This window comes from Pseudomonas rhodesiae (genome assembly GCF_013285305.1).
Taxonomy (GTDB): Bacteria; Pseudomonadota; Gammaproteobacteria; order Pseudomonadales; family Pseudomonadaceae; genus Aquipseudomonas; species Aquipseudomonas rhodesiae.
Genome location: NZ_CP054205.1, coordinates 2,004,056 through 2,018,980, shown reverse-complemented (window position 1 = coordinate 2,018,980; position 14,925 = coordinate 2,004,056). Strand labels below are relative to the sequence as shown.

Annotated in this window: 13 protein-coding genes; all 13 read right to left on the bottom strand. The window is 47.1% G+C overall.

Going from position 1 to position 14,925, the window contains the following annotated elements:
• Window positions 1-2 precede the first annotated feature (2 nt).
• The 13 genes from HRH33_RS09175 to rfbF all read right to left on the bottom strand — a co-directional run bounded on the left by HRH33_RS09175 (window position 3) and on the right by rfbF (window position 14,912).
• Complete coding sequence (locus HRH33_RS09175; protein WP_167416564.1) at window positions 3-1,418, bottom strand: mannose-1-phosphate guanylyltransferase/mannose-6-phosphate isomerase; 1,416 nt, start codon at window positions 1,416-1,418, stop codon at window positions 3-5.
• A 303-nt stretch (window positions 1,419-1,721) separates the two neighbouring features.
• Complete coding sequence (gene fcl, locus HRH33_RS09170) at window positions 1,722-2,696, bottom strand: GDP-L-fucose synthase (RefSeq protein WP_167416563.1); 975 nt, start codon at window positions 2,694-2,696, stop codon at window positions 1,722-1,724.
• Between the two features lie 3 nt (window positions 2,697-2,699).
• Window positions 2,700-3,824 carry a GDP-mannose 4,6-dehydratase gene (gene gmd / locus HRH33_RS09165; protein WP_078047517.1) on the bottom strand — a complete coding sequence of 375 codons (1,125 nt, stop codon included), beginning with the start codon at window positions 3,822-3,824 and terminating at the stop codon, window positions 2,700-2,702.
• A gap of 28 nt (window positions 3,825-3,852) precedes the next feature.
• Window positions 3,853-4,809, bottom strand: a complete 957-nt coding sequence (locus tag HRH33_RS09160) for a GDP-mannose 4,6-dehydratase (RefSeq protein WP_094064529.1) — start codon at window positions 4,807-4,809, stop codon at window positions 3,853-3,855.
• 3 nt (window positions 4,810-4,812) lie between these two features.
• Window positions 4,813-5,919, bottom strand: a complete 1,107-nt coding sequence (locus HRH33_RS09155) for a glycosyltransferase family 4 protein (RefSeq protein WP_094064530.1) — start codon at window positions 5,917-5,919, stop codon at window positions 4,813-4,815.
• 49 nt (window positions 5,920-5,968) lie between these two features.
• On the bottom strand, window positions 5,969-7,195 hold the full coding sequence (locus HRH33_RS09150; RefSeq protein ID WP_167416562.1) for an O-antigen polymerase: 1,227 nt from the start codon (window positions 7,193-7,195) through the stop codon (window positions 5,969-5,971).
• Entirely contained in the window at window positions 7,192-8,052 is an 861-nt protein-coding gene (locus tag HRH33_RS09145; protein ID WP_167416561.1) for a glycosyltransferase family 2 protein, read from the bottom strand. The genes HRH33_RS09150 and HRH33_RS09145 overlap by 4 nt, the downstream gene beginning before the upstream one ends.
• Window positions 8,053-8,119: 67 nt before the next feature.
• Window positions 8,120-9,403, bottom strand: a complete 1,284-nt coding sequence (locus HRH33_RS09140; protein ID WP_167416560.1) for a lipopolysaccharide biosynthesis protein — start codon at window positions 9,401-9,403, stop codon at window positions 8,120-8,122.
• Between the two features lie 39 nt (window positions 9,404-9,442).
• Window positions 9,443-10,600, bottom strand: a complete 1,158-nt coding sequence (locus HRH33_RS09135; RefSeq protein ID WP_167416559.1) for a hypothetical protein — start codon at window positions 10,598-10,600, stop codon at window positions 9,443-9,445.
• Complete coding sequence (locus HRH33_RS09130; RefSeq protein WP_094064535.1) at window positions 10,597-11,502, bottom strand: NAD-dependent epimerase/dehydratase family protein; 906 nt, start codon at window positions 11,500-11,502, stop codon at window positions 10,597-10,599. The genes HRH33_RS09135 and HRH33_RS09130 overlap by 4 nt, the downstream gene beginning before the upstream one ends.
• 209 nt (window positions 11,503-11,711) lie before the next feature.
• Complete coding sequence (gene rfbH / locus HRH33_RS09125) at window positions 11,712-13,025, bottom strand: lipopolysaccharide biosynthesis protein RfbH (RefSeq protein ID WP_094064536.1); 1,314 nt, start codon at window positions 13,023-13,025, stop codon at window positions 11,712-11,714.
• Between the two features lie 25 nt (window positions 13,026-13,050).
• Entirely contained in the window at window positions 13,051-14,136 is a 1,086-nt protein-coding gene (rfbG, locus tag HRH33_RS09120; protein WP_167416558.1) for a CDP-glucose 4,6-dehydratase, read from the bottom strand.
• Between the two features lie 2 nt (window positions 14,137-14,138).
• The gene (rfbF, locus tag HRH33_RS09115; RefSeq protein WP_167416557.1) at window positions 14,139-14,912 is read right to left on the bottom strand and encodes a glucose-1-phosphate cytidylyltransferase; all 774 of its coding nucleotides are present in this window, start codon (window positions 14,910-14,912) and stop codon (window positions 14,139-14,141) included.
• Between the last annotated feature and the right edge of the window lie 13 nt (window positions 14,913-14,925).

Here is a 14,925-nt window from a genome sequence, read left to right as displayed (position 1 = left end):
TATCAACCCTTCACCCGGCCGTAGATATCTTCGAAACGAACGATATCGTCCTCTCCCAGATAAGAACCCGACTGCACTTCGATCAGTTCGAGCGGGATCATTCCCGGGTTTTCCAATGCATGAACCTGACCAATCGGAATGTAGGTCGATTGGTTTTCGGTCACCAGATAGTTTTTTTCACCATTGGTAACGCGAGCAGTTCCGCTAACCACAATCCAGTGTTCGGCGCGGTGATGATGCATCTGCACCGAGAGTTTCTCGCCGGGTTTTACGGTGATTCGTTTGACCTGGTAACGCTCACCATTGTCGATTGAATCGTACACGCCCCACGGTCGATAGACTTCACGGTGGTTAGCGTGTTCTTGACGCTTACAACTCTTGAGCTGATCAACGATTTTTTTCACATCCTGTACTTGATCCTTGTGCGAGACCAGTACGGCGTCTTTGGTCTCGACAATGATCAGGTCAGTCACACCTACGGTCGCGACCAAGCGATGCGTCGCATGGACGTAACTGCCAGAAGTACTTTCGGAAAGCACATCGCCTTTGAACAAATTCCCTTCAGCGTTTTTTGCACCCGCCTCCCAGAGTGCCGACCACGAGCCAATATCGCTCCATCCAGCGTTCAGAGGAACCATTACAGCGTCCGACGTTTTCTCCATGACGGCGTAGTCAATGGAATCATCAGGGCTGGTCGCAAATACTGCGCTGTCGACGCGAGTGAAGTGCATATCCTGCTGACCGCCAGCTAGAGCTTCACGGCACACCGAAACAATTTTCGGCTGAAACTGCTCAAGCTCCTCAAGGTAGCGGCTGGCACGGAACATGAACATGCCACTGTTCCAGAAGTAACTGCCTTCAGACAAATACTGCTGCGCCGTTTCAAGGTCTGGCTTCTCAACGAAGCGACTGACTTCGAAACCGCCGTCCCCTACTGGGGACCCCATTTGAAGATAACCGTAGCCGGTTTCAGGATGCGTCGGCGTAATGGCGAACGTCACCAACTTGCCTGCCTCAGCGAGTACGTGCGCCTTGGCGATGCTTTGGTGAAACGCAGCAACATCTTGGATCAAGTGGTCGGCGGCCAGCACCAGCAAAATGGGGTCGTCATGCTCGGTTAGAGCCTGCAACGCAGCCAAGGCGATGGCCGGAGCCGTGTTACGCCCCACCGGTTCGAGGATGATGCTGGCTTCTTCCAGACCCAGTTGCCGAAGCTGTTCCGCCGCCAGAAAACGGTGGCTTTCATTACAAATCAAGCGAGGAACCGCATGCTCCAGTCCGTCAAGACGCTTGATGGTAGCCTGCAGCATTGTCAGCTCCGCATCAACCAACGGCAAAAACTGCTTTGGGTTCAACTGACGGGATAAAGGCCAAAGGCGAGTGCCTGAGCCGCCCGCCATGATTACAGGAAGAAACATTCAATCATCCTTTGATTCTTACTTGATCAATGCAGCGAAATACTCGCAGATGGAGTTGGCTCGATGCCGTGACGTTGATAAAGGTTGCCCGACACTCATCATACGCTTGGTGACGAGCCACTGGCATTAATCCAAAACACTGGCTTTGCGTTGGTAAAAAATTACGTAGGGCGTAAAAAATCGAAAACAATGACTAACAGCCACGCTCTGTTGATCGACACCAAATCAAGGAATTGCAAATCGCAAACTCAGGACTGATTCAGACAACGCCCCCCTCCTTAGGCAAGCGTTGTCCGCAAGCAATCAGTTTCGCGCGCCCAAGCGGTTTTCGACAAACCATTGATAGGCGTCTCTCAAACCATCCTCAAGCTGGATGCTCGCCTGCCACCCCATGGATTTGAGTCGAGAAACATCCATCAACTTGCGTGGCGTTCCATCCGGTTTGCTCGCATCAAACGTCAGGGTCCCCTTGAAGCCTGTAACCTTGGCGATGGTCTCCGCCAGTTCACGGATCGTACAATCGATTCCTGTACCAACGTTGATATGCGAGAGCATTGGTTGGGTATTCGCGCGATAAACCTCACCATCGAGCTCCATGACATGCACGCTGGCCGCAGCCATGTCGTCAACATGCAAAAATTCACGCATCGGCTTGCCACTCCCCCAAATCGCAACTTCTTCCACGCCGGTCTGTACCGCATCGTGGAAGCGACGCAGTAGTGCTGGGATTACATGGCTGTTATCCGGATGATAGTTATCGTGCGGACCGTACAAGTTCGTCGGCATGACGCTGCGATAATCACGACCATGCTGACGGTTGTAACTCTCACACAGCTTAATCCCGGCTATCTTGGCGATGGCATAAGGTTCGTTGGTCGATTCCAGCGTTCCGGTCAGCAGAGCCTGCTCAGTCATCGGCTGTTCGGCGAGCTTGGGATAAATGCACGAAGACCCCAGGAACAGGAGCTTTTGTACCCCCGCGCGATGCGCCGCTTCAATCAGGTTTGCCTGAATCATCAGATTGTCGTAAATGAAGTCCGCAGGGTAGGTGTTGTTGGCATGAATGCCCCCCACGCGCGCAGCAGCCAGATATACCTGGTCGACCTTGTGCTCATCAAAATAGGCTCTCACCGCACCCTGATCGAGCAGATCAAGGTGTTCGCGCCCGAGAGTCAGAATGTTCGTATAACCCAAGGCTGACAGGCGCCGCACGATGGCCGAACCGACCATTCCTCGATAACCCACAACCAGTACCGCTTCGTTCAAATTACGAGCCACAGATCAGTTCTCCGTTGCAACAGGGACCTCATGGCCATGCTGCTTGAGCAGGGCATGACGCTGCGCCACTTTCAAGTCCTCACGCACCATCTCGGCACACATTTCCTGAACAGTGATTTCCGGCGTCCAGCCCAACTTGGTTTTGGCTTTTGTCGGATCGCCAAGCAAAGTTTCAACTTCAGCAGGACGGAAGTAACGCGGATCGACACGGACCACCACATCGCCTACGCTCAGTGCCGGGGCTTTATCGCCGTCAATCGCTTCGACTACCGCGACTTCGTCAACGCCGGTCCCTTCGAAACGCAACTTGATGCCCAACTCCGCAGCAGACCAACGTACGAATTCACGGACGGAATACTGGACACCTGTGGCAATCACGAAATCTTCAGGCTCGTCCTGTTGCAACATCATCCACTGCATGCGGACGTAGTCTTTGGCATGGCCCCAATCACGCAGCGCATCCATATTGCCGAGGAACACGCATTTCTCCAGGCCTTGAGAAATGTTTGCCAGCGCGCGGGTAATCTTGCGCGTTACGAACGTTTCGCCTCGACGTGGGGACTCGTGGTTGAACAGGATACCGTTACAGGCATACATGCCATAAGCCTCACGGTAATTGACCGTGATCCAATAGGCGTACATTTTTGCTACAGCGTAAGGAGAGCGAGGGTAAAAAGGTGTGGTTTCTTTCTGAGGGATTTCTTGCACCAGACCGTAAAGCTCAGACGTCGATGCCTGGTAGAACTTGGTTTTTTTCTCAAGACCGAGCAGACGGATGGCCTCGAGGATACGCAGGGTGCCCATTGCATCAACGTCGGCGGTGTACTCGGGAGACTCGAAACTCACGGCAACGTGGGATTGTGCGCCCAGGTTGTAAACTTCATCCGGCTGAACTTCCTGGATGATACGAGTGAGGTTGGACGAATCGGTCAGATCGCCATAATGCAGGACGAATTTCTGATTATCGACATGTGGATCTTGATAGATGTGGTCCACACGCTGGGTGTTGAAGGAGGAAGCGCGACGTTTGATGCCGTGGACTTCATAACCTTTTTCAAGCAGGAATTCGGCGAGATACGAACCGTCCTGGCCTGTAATACCCGTGATAAGCGCTTTTTTAACCGACATAATATTTTCCTTTTAAATAAACCAGCTTCTAGCCCAGCATGCCCTTGACAACATCTGCAACTTTATAACGCGCTTTCCAGCCTAACTGCCTTTCAGCCTTGGACGGATCTGCGCGACTGACCAACAAATCGGTAGGACGCAAGAATTCAGCATCCACCACAACGTGATCCTTCCAGTCGAGGTCCAAACAACGAAACACCTCTGCGACGAAGTCCTGCAAGGTTACTGTGATGCCCGTTGCGATAACGTAGTCCTCGGGAACGTCCTGCTGGAGCATGAGCCACATGGCCTCGACATACTCTGGCGCCCAGCCCCAATCACGGGAGATATCAAGCCGGCCCAGCTTCAACTTTTCCGTCGACCCGCTAGCAATACGACGGGCCGTACTGATGATCTTCTGAGTTACAAAACGAGTAGGCCTCAATGGTGATTCGTGGTTGAACAGAATCCCCGTGCACGCGTACAAGTTGTAGGCCGCCCGATAATTTTCCACTAACCAGTAGGCAGATGCCTTCGCGACTGCATACGGACTGGAGGGCTTGAGTGCCGTAGCCTCGTTGGCCGCCTCGCCAAGCGTATCGCCGAAACACTCGCTCGACCCTGCCTGGTAAAGCCTGACAGGACGCTCAGCCATCCGGCAGGCCTCCAACATATTCAGCGTGCCAAGTGTGATGCTTTGAATCGTCTCAGCCGGCTGCTCAAAAGACAAACCGACGGAAGATTGGCCAGCGAGATAGTAGACTTCGTCCGGATCACTTTTGCGCAATGCCATAAAAACACTGCGGAAATCCTCGGGCACCATCGAAAGTGTTTTTATTTGCCCTGGCTGAATTCCCAAGCGAGCCCAATTGCTGAAAGAGGCACCTTGCGCATCCCTCGAACTGGCCCAGACAACATAGCCTTTGCCCAACAAAAATTTGGCCAGATAGGACCCATCTTGCCCACTTGCGCCGCAAATCAATGCGACTTTTTGGTCACGGTCCAATACTCACCTCATCACTTGAGTGTAAACATCCATAGTCTTCTCGGCGCAGGAAGCCCAAGAAAATTTTTGCAGACGATTATAACCAGCGCTGACCAAGGATTGTCTGAGGGACGACGAGAAAACTACTTTTTCCATCGCTGAAGACATATCCTCAATGGAGTGCGGATCAAAATAACACCCGGCATCTCCCACCACTTCAGGCATTGAACTGGAGTGGCTGACGATAACAGGGCAACCTTTGGCCATCGCTTCCAAAGGTGGCAGGCCGAACCCTTCATACATAGAGGGATAAACAAATGCTGCTGCCTGACTGTAGAGATCGCCAAGGACTTTGTCGCTACCCCCCTGATGCCTGACGCGCTCCTCAGACAACCCCACGCTACGAATCAGATCCTTCTCCGCCGCCGTGAAAGCACCACCGCCAAAACATGCGATGTCGAAATCTGCCTTCAATGCAGGCGATAGCGCAAACGCCCGTATAAAACCATGGAAATTCTTGTATCCAGCGCGGTTACCCACGAATAGCACATAAGGGCGATGAAAAGCCTCAATACTGTCAGTTCTAACACTGACATCGGTAAATGTGTCAAACCCTAAGTAAACAACGGACACTTTAGACTCGTCCACACCAAATTCCTGGATCAAGTCGTTACGAGTACTTTCGGAAATACATATGACATGATCGGCTCGTTCGACAGCCGAGCGTTTACGGACACTAATATTACCCCACCTCGAAAATTCTTTAGGAAATTTTTCGTGCACCATATCGTATACAGTTAATACTGTAGGACAGGAGCGATTTGGCGTTCTAAACATTGAGAAGTAAGTTTCGTGAACTATATCAGGCATCCATAATTTATTTTTTCTGTTTGACATAAAATGATTGAGCGGCAAAGTAAATCGCAAGATTTTTGAGTTACTTTTAGCAAACCGGCGGCCTTCCACTATCTGCGGCGAGGCGCTGGACAAATACTCATTACAATAAAAGGGTGCAAATATTTTTGGGCTATGCCCTATCAACTTAAGCTCCTCTGCCAAGCTAACATAATAGCGAGATATACCCCCGTAAGCCTGAAGGGCAAAAATCTGATAGTCAAAACCCACTTTCATTTTAAACTCCCTAAGCTGACTCCAAAACAATAGAGGAGCACAGCAAACTTTAACGCAAACCGGTGGAACGGGACAGCGTCAGATTTGAAAAAAGAGCGATCAAGGCAAAATAAACCAAATAAACCAAGGTGAAAAACTCATTGAAATACATATTCACCGATGACGTAAAAACTGCATACACCCAATAAGACGAAAACAGATAAAAGACAAGTGAACGACTCATCACAAGAAGTCGAGAAATATATCCAAGAAACATAGTATACACAAATCCAAAATAGCCATAATCCATGAATGTCTCTAAGTAGTAGCCATAAGTATTAAACCCGCCCGCCGAGGGGGGCTGCAGCTCAAACAAGGAATAATAGTAATCTTTAGATTGTAAAAGATTAAAAAAAGGCTTTATAAAAGTATGCAAACCTAAGCCATAGCCTTGGTCATAGTAACCGAGAAATCCACGGAAATTCTCCAACGGGGTGGTAAAATATAGGTAAATCCAGGCAAATGGAATAGACCAAGTAGGCCAGTCATGGAGCAAACCAATCTCTAGCAATGCATTAGCATCCGCTGAGGTACGCATGGTACCAAATACGGTAATTATAACCAGACCGAGCCCCCCGCCCAATATGAGTTTTCGCCAGCGAAATACAATCTGCCTCTCACGTATAAATATAAACGCAGCCATAAAAAGTTGCGTCATAAGAACAGCGCGCGCAAGCGTAGCCATTTGACACACAGCTATAACAATTACAAAAAAGTAACATGTAAATTTACGATATGAATATCGCTCAGCAATAAAAACAAATACCGCGCTTACCGCAATCCCACAAACAACTAAATAATGAATAAATGTTTTAGGGAAATTATAGTAAGCTGTCAACTTATCCACCGCCAACAGAGGCGGAATCCAATTAGACATCGCTAATTCATACAGAAATGCAGCAATAAAAAAACAAAACCCACCCAAATTTAAAATAAAAATTTTCCGACCACTCTTAGGAGCTTTCAACTCCTTAACTGAACCAGGCGATAATATCCAATGAATGAAAAAACCCAATATAAATCCACCAATATAAGAAAGCAGCAGACCCAATTCCCACCACTGCATGTAGTTGAGCAGTCCGGACTGATACGTAAAAAACATTGCAATTGAGGCAAGATGCACATTAACAAAAACAAAAACCAAGTCAAATTTTTTAAACATGTAAACAGCATTGAAAATTATCAACAGAAAAAATAAAAAAACACTGATATAAACACCGACACTTTGAGTAATCATTTTACCTTCCTAATCCAATTCAATAACCAGGCAGGAAAAATCGATCTAATTTTTTCAGAAGCAAATATAGCAACACTCTGTAGCCACAGCTTAAATTTATCAAAGGTAGATAAATCCAGAGAGGAGTTCAAAATCTTAACCCGCTGCTGATGGCTGCTAACCCTCCGTACATCTGAAACACCACCACTGCTTACACTACTAATAACAGTATTTACATAATGAAAAGTAGCACCCTGTCTCCACGCACGGATAATAAAATCATAGTCCGCTGCAGTACGATAAGAGACGTCAAACATCATGGGTGCCAGAAGGGATCGGGCGGCAAACAACGACTGATGACTAAATTGCATACCTTGCTTGAGAGAACTAATAGAACCTGATTTTTTTATTTTCTTAAATTCGCCATAGTCAACTTCTACATCACCGTATATCATCTCCTTACCGGAAAAATTATTACCGTTAAACACATCACTTAAAACTGATGAATTAAAGAACACGTCACCAGAATTCATAAAATTTATCCATTGCCCCGTCGCCGCACTTATACCTTTATTCATCGCATCATAGATACCACCATCTTTTTCACTCAACCAATAATCAATCGATGAGTTATTCTTAATTACATCCAACGTACCATCCCAACTAAACCCATCAATTACAATATGCTCAAGATTTTCATAGCTTTGGGAGGAAATACTGTCAATAGTTCGCTGTAAATTCTTAACATCATTGAAAACTACAGTTACAATCGAGATAAGTGGTAGCCCAGCCCGCGCCTTAGAGGCACTATCATCACCAGCCAGTCTTTTACCCCCTTCTAATCTCTGCGAGGTATCAGTTTTTTTATTACTATTCAAGGCCGCCTCCAATCATTAAACCTAACATCTAGCCACCTCCAAAGAGCCTCGTAAAAATCGATAAAAATCACGACGATAGATTTTTTTTATTTTTCAGATACCAGTATACACACAGGGGCAGTAATATCGCTGACAAAGACAATGTCAATGTTGACCCGTATATCACTCCAGAAACTCCATATATTTTCGCAACCGCAACTGAAAGGGGTATATTAATGACTGCCTGAACAACGGCCAACCACATCTGCACTTTCAAAACGCCTACACCGTTTAGAAAGTAAGCATATATATCACTCCATACTCTCACAAGGACAAAAATAGACATAGCCAAAAATAAGCTTGAACCGGATTCTATGCGATAACCTGCCCATAAAAAAACAATGTCGGCACCAAAGAAATATAAAATCATAGAAGGGATAAACAATATCGCACATACCCAATGAGACCTACGAAGGGCACCCCTCATCCACGAGTAATCCTCTTCTGCCGCCGCATGCGTGTAGCGCGACCACAAAGGCGTCAGAAACAAAGTGCTAATTATTAAAATAGCACTATACGCCTTAAAAACTAACTCATATTCCGTCAATGCTGCAGGGCCAAAAAGCTTAATAATTATTATCTTATCCGTGCTAAAGATAACTAACACGGCCAACTGTATAATAAAAAACTGCCCTCCAAGAAAAGCTATCAACTTGATCCTATTCACGGAAAAAGATCTTAAGTTTGGCACAAGGCTAAAATTCTTTCTATAAAAAATAAATGATATATAAACCGTTGTGACAACTTGAGATATCCCATAAAGCAAACAAATCACAAACAGTGATGGCGCAATCAAAGTTTTAGCTAGGAAAACCGCAACAAGCGCAAAAAAGTTTGCTAGAAACTGGTGAGCTACAGTGAGAAACGTTTTCTTCGATGCATGAAGCACCTGCAAAACAATTAACAACGTGAAGTTCAGCAAAAAAAGGAAAGCCAAAACAGCCATTGACCATTGCAGCTCGTATTGCGAAACAACATTTGTACTAAAAACCGCTTGCCAATCAATAAAAAAATTTGCACATATGAAAAGCGCATACAAAAAAAGGCTCAGCAACCCCATTGAACCATAGGCAGTACTAATCAATATGGATGATTCCTGCAAGTCACCCTTAGATAGTGACTCACTTAACTTATTTCTTAATCCACTACCAAATCCGAGATCAAAAAAAACCACCCAAGAAACAACGCTAAAAATAGCTACCCACACGCCAAATGTTGCACCACCCAAGTAATGCAACATCATTGGCAATAAAATAAACGAGCATGCAATTGCAAGCACTTTAAAAAACAAAGAACCCCATATATCAAGCAAGTACAAATTAATCTTTCGCCTTCGCAACAGCTTCAATTTTCAAACCTCACCTTTAACGATCATTTCAAATATATTAAGTGATTGCTTCGGAAAGATAATCCCAAGCTGGCTTTCGTCTGCGCACTTTATAGCCGATCCTTCTAGTACTCCTTGAACAACAATCGCTGCAGCACTAACATTTCTGGGTAGACGGATAAACTTTTCACTCGACACAAACTCTCTTTCATACCCAAATTCACTCTCAACAACCGCAACTTTTTTAGCAAAATATACTGATTTCTGCAGAGCCCCTTCAATAGGAGCAGACCAAAGACTCGGATTCAAAACTAATTCAGCGTTTCGAACAACATCCTTCAAACCAGTTTCCCATGTACACTCGCTAAATGTAATATTTTTCGCATCAATAGGACGACCTATTACTTGCTCACATTTTTTTCTTGACGCTGGAATAAAAGCAGTAACTTGCTCTAGTGTCTCCGCGAGCTCTATAAAATATTTTATCCCTTTCGCCAATTGAGGAGCCCCATGAAAAACCAAGTCGTAGCAGGGCACTACCCGGTTTTTGTCAAACTTTGTTACTTGAATGCTTTGCTCCAACTCACCGGTATCCATGCCCACTATACTAACTTTTGTACGAGGTCCAAATCGGGCACGGACAAGCTCCGCCTGACTTAAATTTTGAGCAAGAAAAGTTATCTGATGAGCTACCTTTTTCAATTGCTCAAGATACTTTAGATTTTTTTCCTTATCCATTTTCACTGGAAAAGGTTGACACATTGACAGAGCAAGTTCAGAGTTCGATACACACCTCAAACATTCAGTTTCCAGCTCAGGATTTAAATTGTACGATCTGATGCAAAAAAAACTATTATCCATTACATAAAAATAAATCTTATTTTTTACAGTCAAGTTTAATAACCTAGCAAAGCCAGCAGTCTGCGGATGCACGAACAAAATTACAGATTTTCTAATCCCCCAAACTCTCCAAGCAAATTTAATATTATCAATTATTCGCAAAACCATTTCGAAAGCAACACCTAGGTATTGTCTTCCTTGCAACATTTTACCAATCGGCTTGGGATTTCTACGCAACACAGTAATAAAACCCGCCGCCTCGCTTTGCACAATAAGTTTGCGCATAAGCCGTCCAACGCCACCGTCAGATATACCCAAACCACTAACTAGATATTTTTTCATAGATGTGCTTTTAAAGATGCTTCTATTAACTCTCGAATTCCATCATCAAGGGCTACCTTCTCCCAGTTCGGCTCGAGCTGAGGGAGCTGGGCAGGGCATAAAATTTCTCTTGTGCGATATGGCCGCCCCCCAAACACCGCATTTATTTTTCCTTTTCCGACGGTTTCAACGATGGAGACTAGTTGTTTAACCGTAACTCTAGTCCCGCATACAGCGAGGTTAAGACGCAACGATTCTGTACTTCTAAATAATTTAAGCGCTGCAAATTCAAAAGATCTAGCTACATCACGGACATGCGAAATGTCGATGATCTGTTCTCCTGGACTCATGCTCAACTCAGTCGCCTCCCCCAAAGCCTCGACTAAAAAATTAATCAGCTTCGGACGCTTGTCCCCTATACCATAAGTGTCAGCCAATATCAATGAGACTGCTGAAATCCCGAACGCATCATGATAGTAATCAACTACAACTTGAAAAGCCTTTTTAGTTGCTGCATACAAATTGACAGATTGACACTCATCCTCTCCTGAAAATTGCCAAAGTGTACTTGCAAAAACAATATTACCCACACCAGTCTTAACCATAGACTCAAGCAACTGGGTACCAAATGTAATATTCGAAAAAATTAAATTTTCGATATCTGCAGGTTCATGCTTGACGAGCACCAAGGAAGCCAAATGAAATACAACATTTGGCTTAACATCAGCCATTATATCGATCAGCGTCTCTACTCGACCATCGTATATGTGCGTGGTGCTTTCATTTATCACATCCTGAATATGCGTAGCGTCCGATCCATCACGAATGATTATGGCAACGGACCAGCCATTTTTAAGAAGGCTGCGGGCTAGTGCTCCGCCGATGAAGCCAGTTGCCCCTGTTATAAGTGCTTTGTTTTTCATTTCATCGCCGCGCCAAGGTTTTTTATATCCGGCCTTAAACTATAAGCTATAAGGAGTTATTTAAATAATCATGCCCCCGCCCACTAGCGGCACTCATGTAGACGGTATCAACTGAATTCAAGTCGATGGCAGGTATACGTTTGGTGGAGCACCAGCTGAAGCGGCACAAACAACAAACGTAACCTTAAGATAAACCATGCCACCTCAACTTAAAAATTGATACCAAAGAACTCTTCCAGCTTCTCACCGATGTACTCGAACTGCTCCTCGCAGAGACCAGGATAAATACCCAGCCAGAAAGTCTGATTCATAGTACGGTCAGTATTGGTAAGTTCACCCACTACCCGATACTCGATACCCTGAAAGTACGGTTGGCGTGTCAAGTTGCCTGCGAACAAAAGGCGTGAGCCGATATTGTTCTGATCCAGGAACTTTAGAAGATCAACACGCTGAACACCTGCGCTTTCTTTCAATGTTACTGGGAAACCGAACCAGGAAGGATCGCTGTTTGGGGTCGGCTCGGCGATCTCAAGGAAGTCTGTCAGGCTGCTCAGACGCTCTTTCAACAGCACATAGTTGCGCTTGCGGGTATCAATGAACTCCTGAGCGCGGTCCAACTGCGCAAGGCCGCAGGCGGCTTGCATATCGGTAATCTTGAGGTTGTAGCCCAAGTGCGCGTAGACATATTTATGATCGTAGCCCTGTGGCAGGCTGCCAAATTGTTGACCAAATCGGTCGCCGCAAGTGTTGTCACAACCTGGCGCGCAGTAGCAATCACGGCCCCAATCTCGGAACGACTCAGCAATCACCTTCAACTGGGGACTGTTGGTAAATACAGCACCGCCCTCGCCCATTGTGATGTGGTGGGCAGGATAGAAGCTCAAGGTGCAGATATCGCCAAACGTCCCTACCAGCTTGCCGTCGTAAGTTGCACCCAATGCGTCACAGCAGTCTTCGATCAACCAAAGGTTGTACTTCTCACAGATTGCCTTGACCGCGCCTAGGTTGAATGGGTTGCCCAATGTATGGGCGAGCATGATTGCTTTGGTTTTTGGTGTAATAGCCGCTTCGATCAAGTTGACGTCAATATTGTGCGTAGCCATATCAACATCAACAAACACAGGGATAGCGCCGAACTGGACGATCGGGTTAACAGTTGTCGGGAAACCTGCGGCAACACCGATAACTTCATCGCCCTTTTTGATCGCGCGCTCACCCAACTTAGGGGAAGTCAATGTACTGAATGCGACAAGGTTGGCAGAAGAGCCCGAATTGACCGACAGCGCAAATTTAACGCCCAGAAACTCAGCCAACTTTCGCTCAAACTCTGCATTAAAACGCCCGGTGGTCAGCCAACCATCCAGGGAAGCCTCGACCATCAGTTGCAACTCACGAGCCCCAATGACCTTGCCTGAAGGCGGAATAACGCTTTCGCCGGCGACGAAAGGTTTGGGCGCCAGGGCGACTTGAGCATACTGCTCGACGAGTTTACTGATTTCCTGGCGGAGCATATCGGGTGTCATGGCATTTCCTGCTTGAATAATTGAGTTACTTGCCGCATGAAGACATAGCGGCCATGTAGGCATTGATTTCTGCGAGACAAAGGTCGTGGACATCATGTCCTTTGAGCCAAGCTCTATGCCAATTCACGATGTACGCCAACGTCGTCTCCAGTGACCAAGTAGGCGACCAATGCAAATGTGCACGGGCTTTTGATATATCAAGTTTCAAATAGCGAGCCTCATGGGGCTGGGGATTCTGGTCCAGGGCCCAACTTGCACCCTGCCCCCAAGTGTTCACCATGTGGTCCAGAATCCAGTCGACAGGTCGGGCGTCCTCATCCTTCGGACCGAAGTTCCAACCTTGGGCCACATCCTGGCCGCGCGTCCACAGGTTCTCGGCCAGTACCAGATAACCACTCAAGGGCTCAAGCACATGCTGCCAAGGGCGGGTCGCCTGTGGATTGCGAATAACTACCGGCTGCTGCTTTTCGAACGCGGCGAGTATATCCGGAATCAATCGGTCTTCAGCCCAATCGCCACCACCAATTACATTACCTGCACGTGCAGACGCGAGAGCGACGGGCTGTCCTTTACCAAAAAAGGAATTGCGGTACGCCGAAGTCACAAGCTCCATGCAGCCTTTACTATTGCTATAAGGATCGTGCCCGCCCATGGGCTCATCTTCTCGATAGCCCCACTCCCATTCACGATTCTCGTAACACTTGTCAGTGGTGACATTAACGATTGCGCGCAGATCTGGGCATTGACGCGCGGCCTCCAGTACGTGCACGGTACCCATTACGTTCGTGGCATAGGTTTCGACAGGCTGTTTATAAGAGAGGCGGACCAATGGCTGAGCAGCCATATGAATCAGAATATCCGGATTAAAGCTGATCATGCTTTGCGTGATCGCTTGAAGGTCTCTGATATCGCCGATCTTGGACTGCATACCCTTCTCGACACCAGCCTCTTCAAAAAGAGCCGGTGTCGTCGGCGGCGCAAGGGCGTACCCCATTACGTCAGCGCCCATGCTCTGCAACCACAGGGACAGCCAACTTCCCTTGAAGCCGGTATGCCCAGTCAGATAGACCTTTTTACCTTTCCAGAAGGCGGGAGTGACAGCAGCTTTCATTTTCACTCCCACGTTTTCCAGGGTGCCTTACCAGAGATCCACAGTTCTTCCAGCAAATGCTTGTCACGTAGCGTGTCCATCGGCTGCCAAAACCCCTGATGCTCGTAGGCCATCAGCTGGTTGTCCGAAGCCAGGTTCATCAGAGGCTCCTGCTCCCATACGCTGGAGTCGCCGGTGATGTATTTCAGCACCTCCGGTTTCAGGACGAAGAAGCCTCCATTGATCATGGCACCATCCCCCTTGGGCTTTTCCTTGAAGTTAAGGACTTGTCCCTGGCGAATATCAAGCGCGCCAAAACGCCCCGGCGGGTATGTTGCAGTCAGCGTTGCAGCTTTCCCATGAGCCTTGTGAAACTCAATGGTGGCACTGATATCGATATCGCCAACGCCGTCGCCATAGGTAAAGCAGAAGGACTCTTCATCTTTTACATAGTCGGCAACTCGGGCCAGTCGCCCCCCTGTCATGGAATCATCGCCGGTATCGACCAATGTCACGTTCCAGGCCTCAGCGCGCTTGTCATGCACCTCCATGGTGTTGTCACGCATATTGAAAGTGACGTCAGACATATGCAGAAAATAGTTGGCGAAATACTCTTTGATTACATAACCCTTGTAGCCACAGCAAATAATAAAATCATTGATGCCGTGAGCAGAATACATCTTCATGATGTGCCACAAAATCGGCTTCCCACCAATTTCGACCATAGGCTTGGGCCGGGTACTGGTCTCTTCGCTCAGCCGAGTGCCTAATCCGCCAGCCAAAATTACAGCTTTCATCTTTTATCCTTAA

Bases quoted from the DNA above. Each gene is read 5' to 3' on its own strand.
- HRH33_RS09175 (WP_167416564.1), bottom strand. From the start codon at position 1,418: ATGTTTCTTCCTGTAATCATGGCGGGCGGCTCAGGCACTCGCCTTTGG.
- gmd (WP_078047517.1), bottom strand. From the start codon at position 3,824: ATGTCGGTTAAAAAAGCGCTTATCACGGGTATTACAGGCCAGGACGGT.
- HRH33_RS09155 (WP_094064530.1), bottom strand. From the start codon at position 5,919: ATGAAAGTGGGTTTTGACTATCAGATTTTTGCCCTTCAGGCTTACGGG.
- HRH33_RS09150 (WP_167416562.1), bottom strand. From the start codon at position 7,195: ATGATTACTCAAAGTGTCGGTGTTTATATCAGTGTTTTTTTATTTTTT.
- HRH33_RS09135 (WP_167416559.1), bottom strand. From the start codon at position 10,600: ATGAAAAAATATCTAGTTAGTGGTTTGGGTATATCTGACGGTGGCGTT.
- HRH33_RS09130 (WP_094064535.1), bottom strand. From the start codon at position 11,502: ATGAAAAACAAAGCACTTATAACAGGGGCAACTGGCTTCATCGGCGGA.
- rfbH (WP_094064536.1), bottom strand. From the start codon at position 13,025: ATGACACCCGATATGCTCCGCCAGGAAATCAGTAAACTCGTCGAGCAG.
- rfbG (WP_167416558.1), bottom strand. From the start codon at position 14,136: ATGAAAGCTGCTGTCACTCCCGCCTTCTGGAAAGGTAAAAAGGTCTAT.
- rfbF (WP_167416557.1), bottom strand. From the start codon at position 14,912: ATGAAAGCTGTAATTTTGGCTGGCGGATTAGGCACTCGGCTGAGCGAA.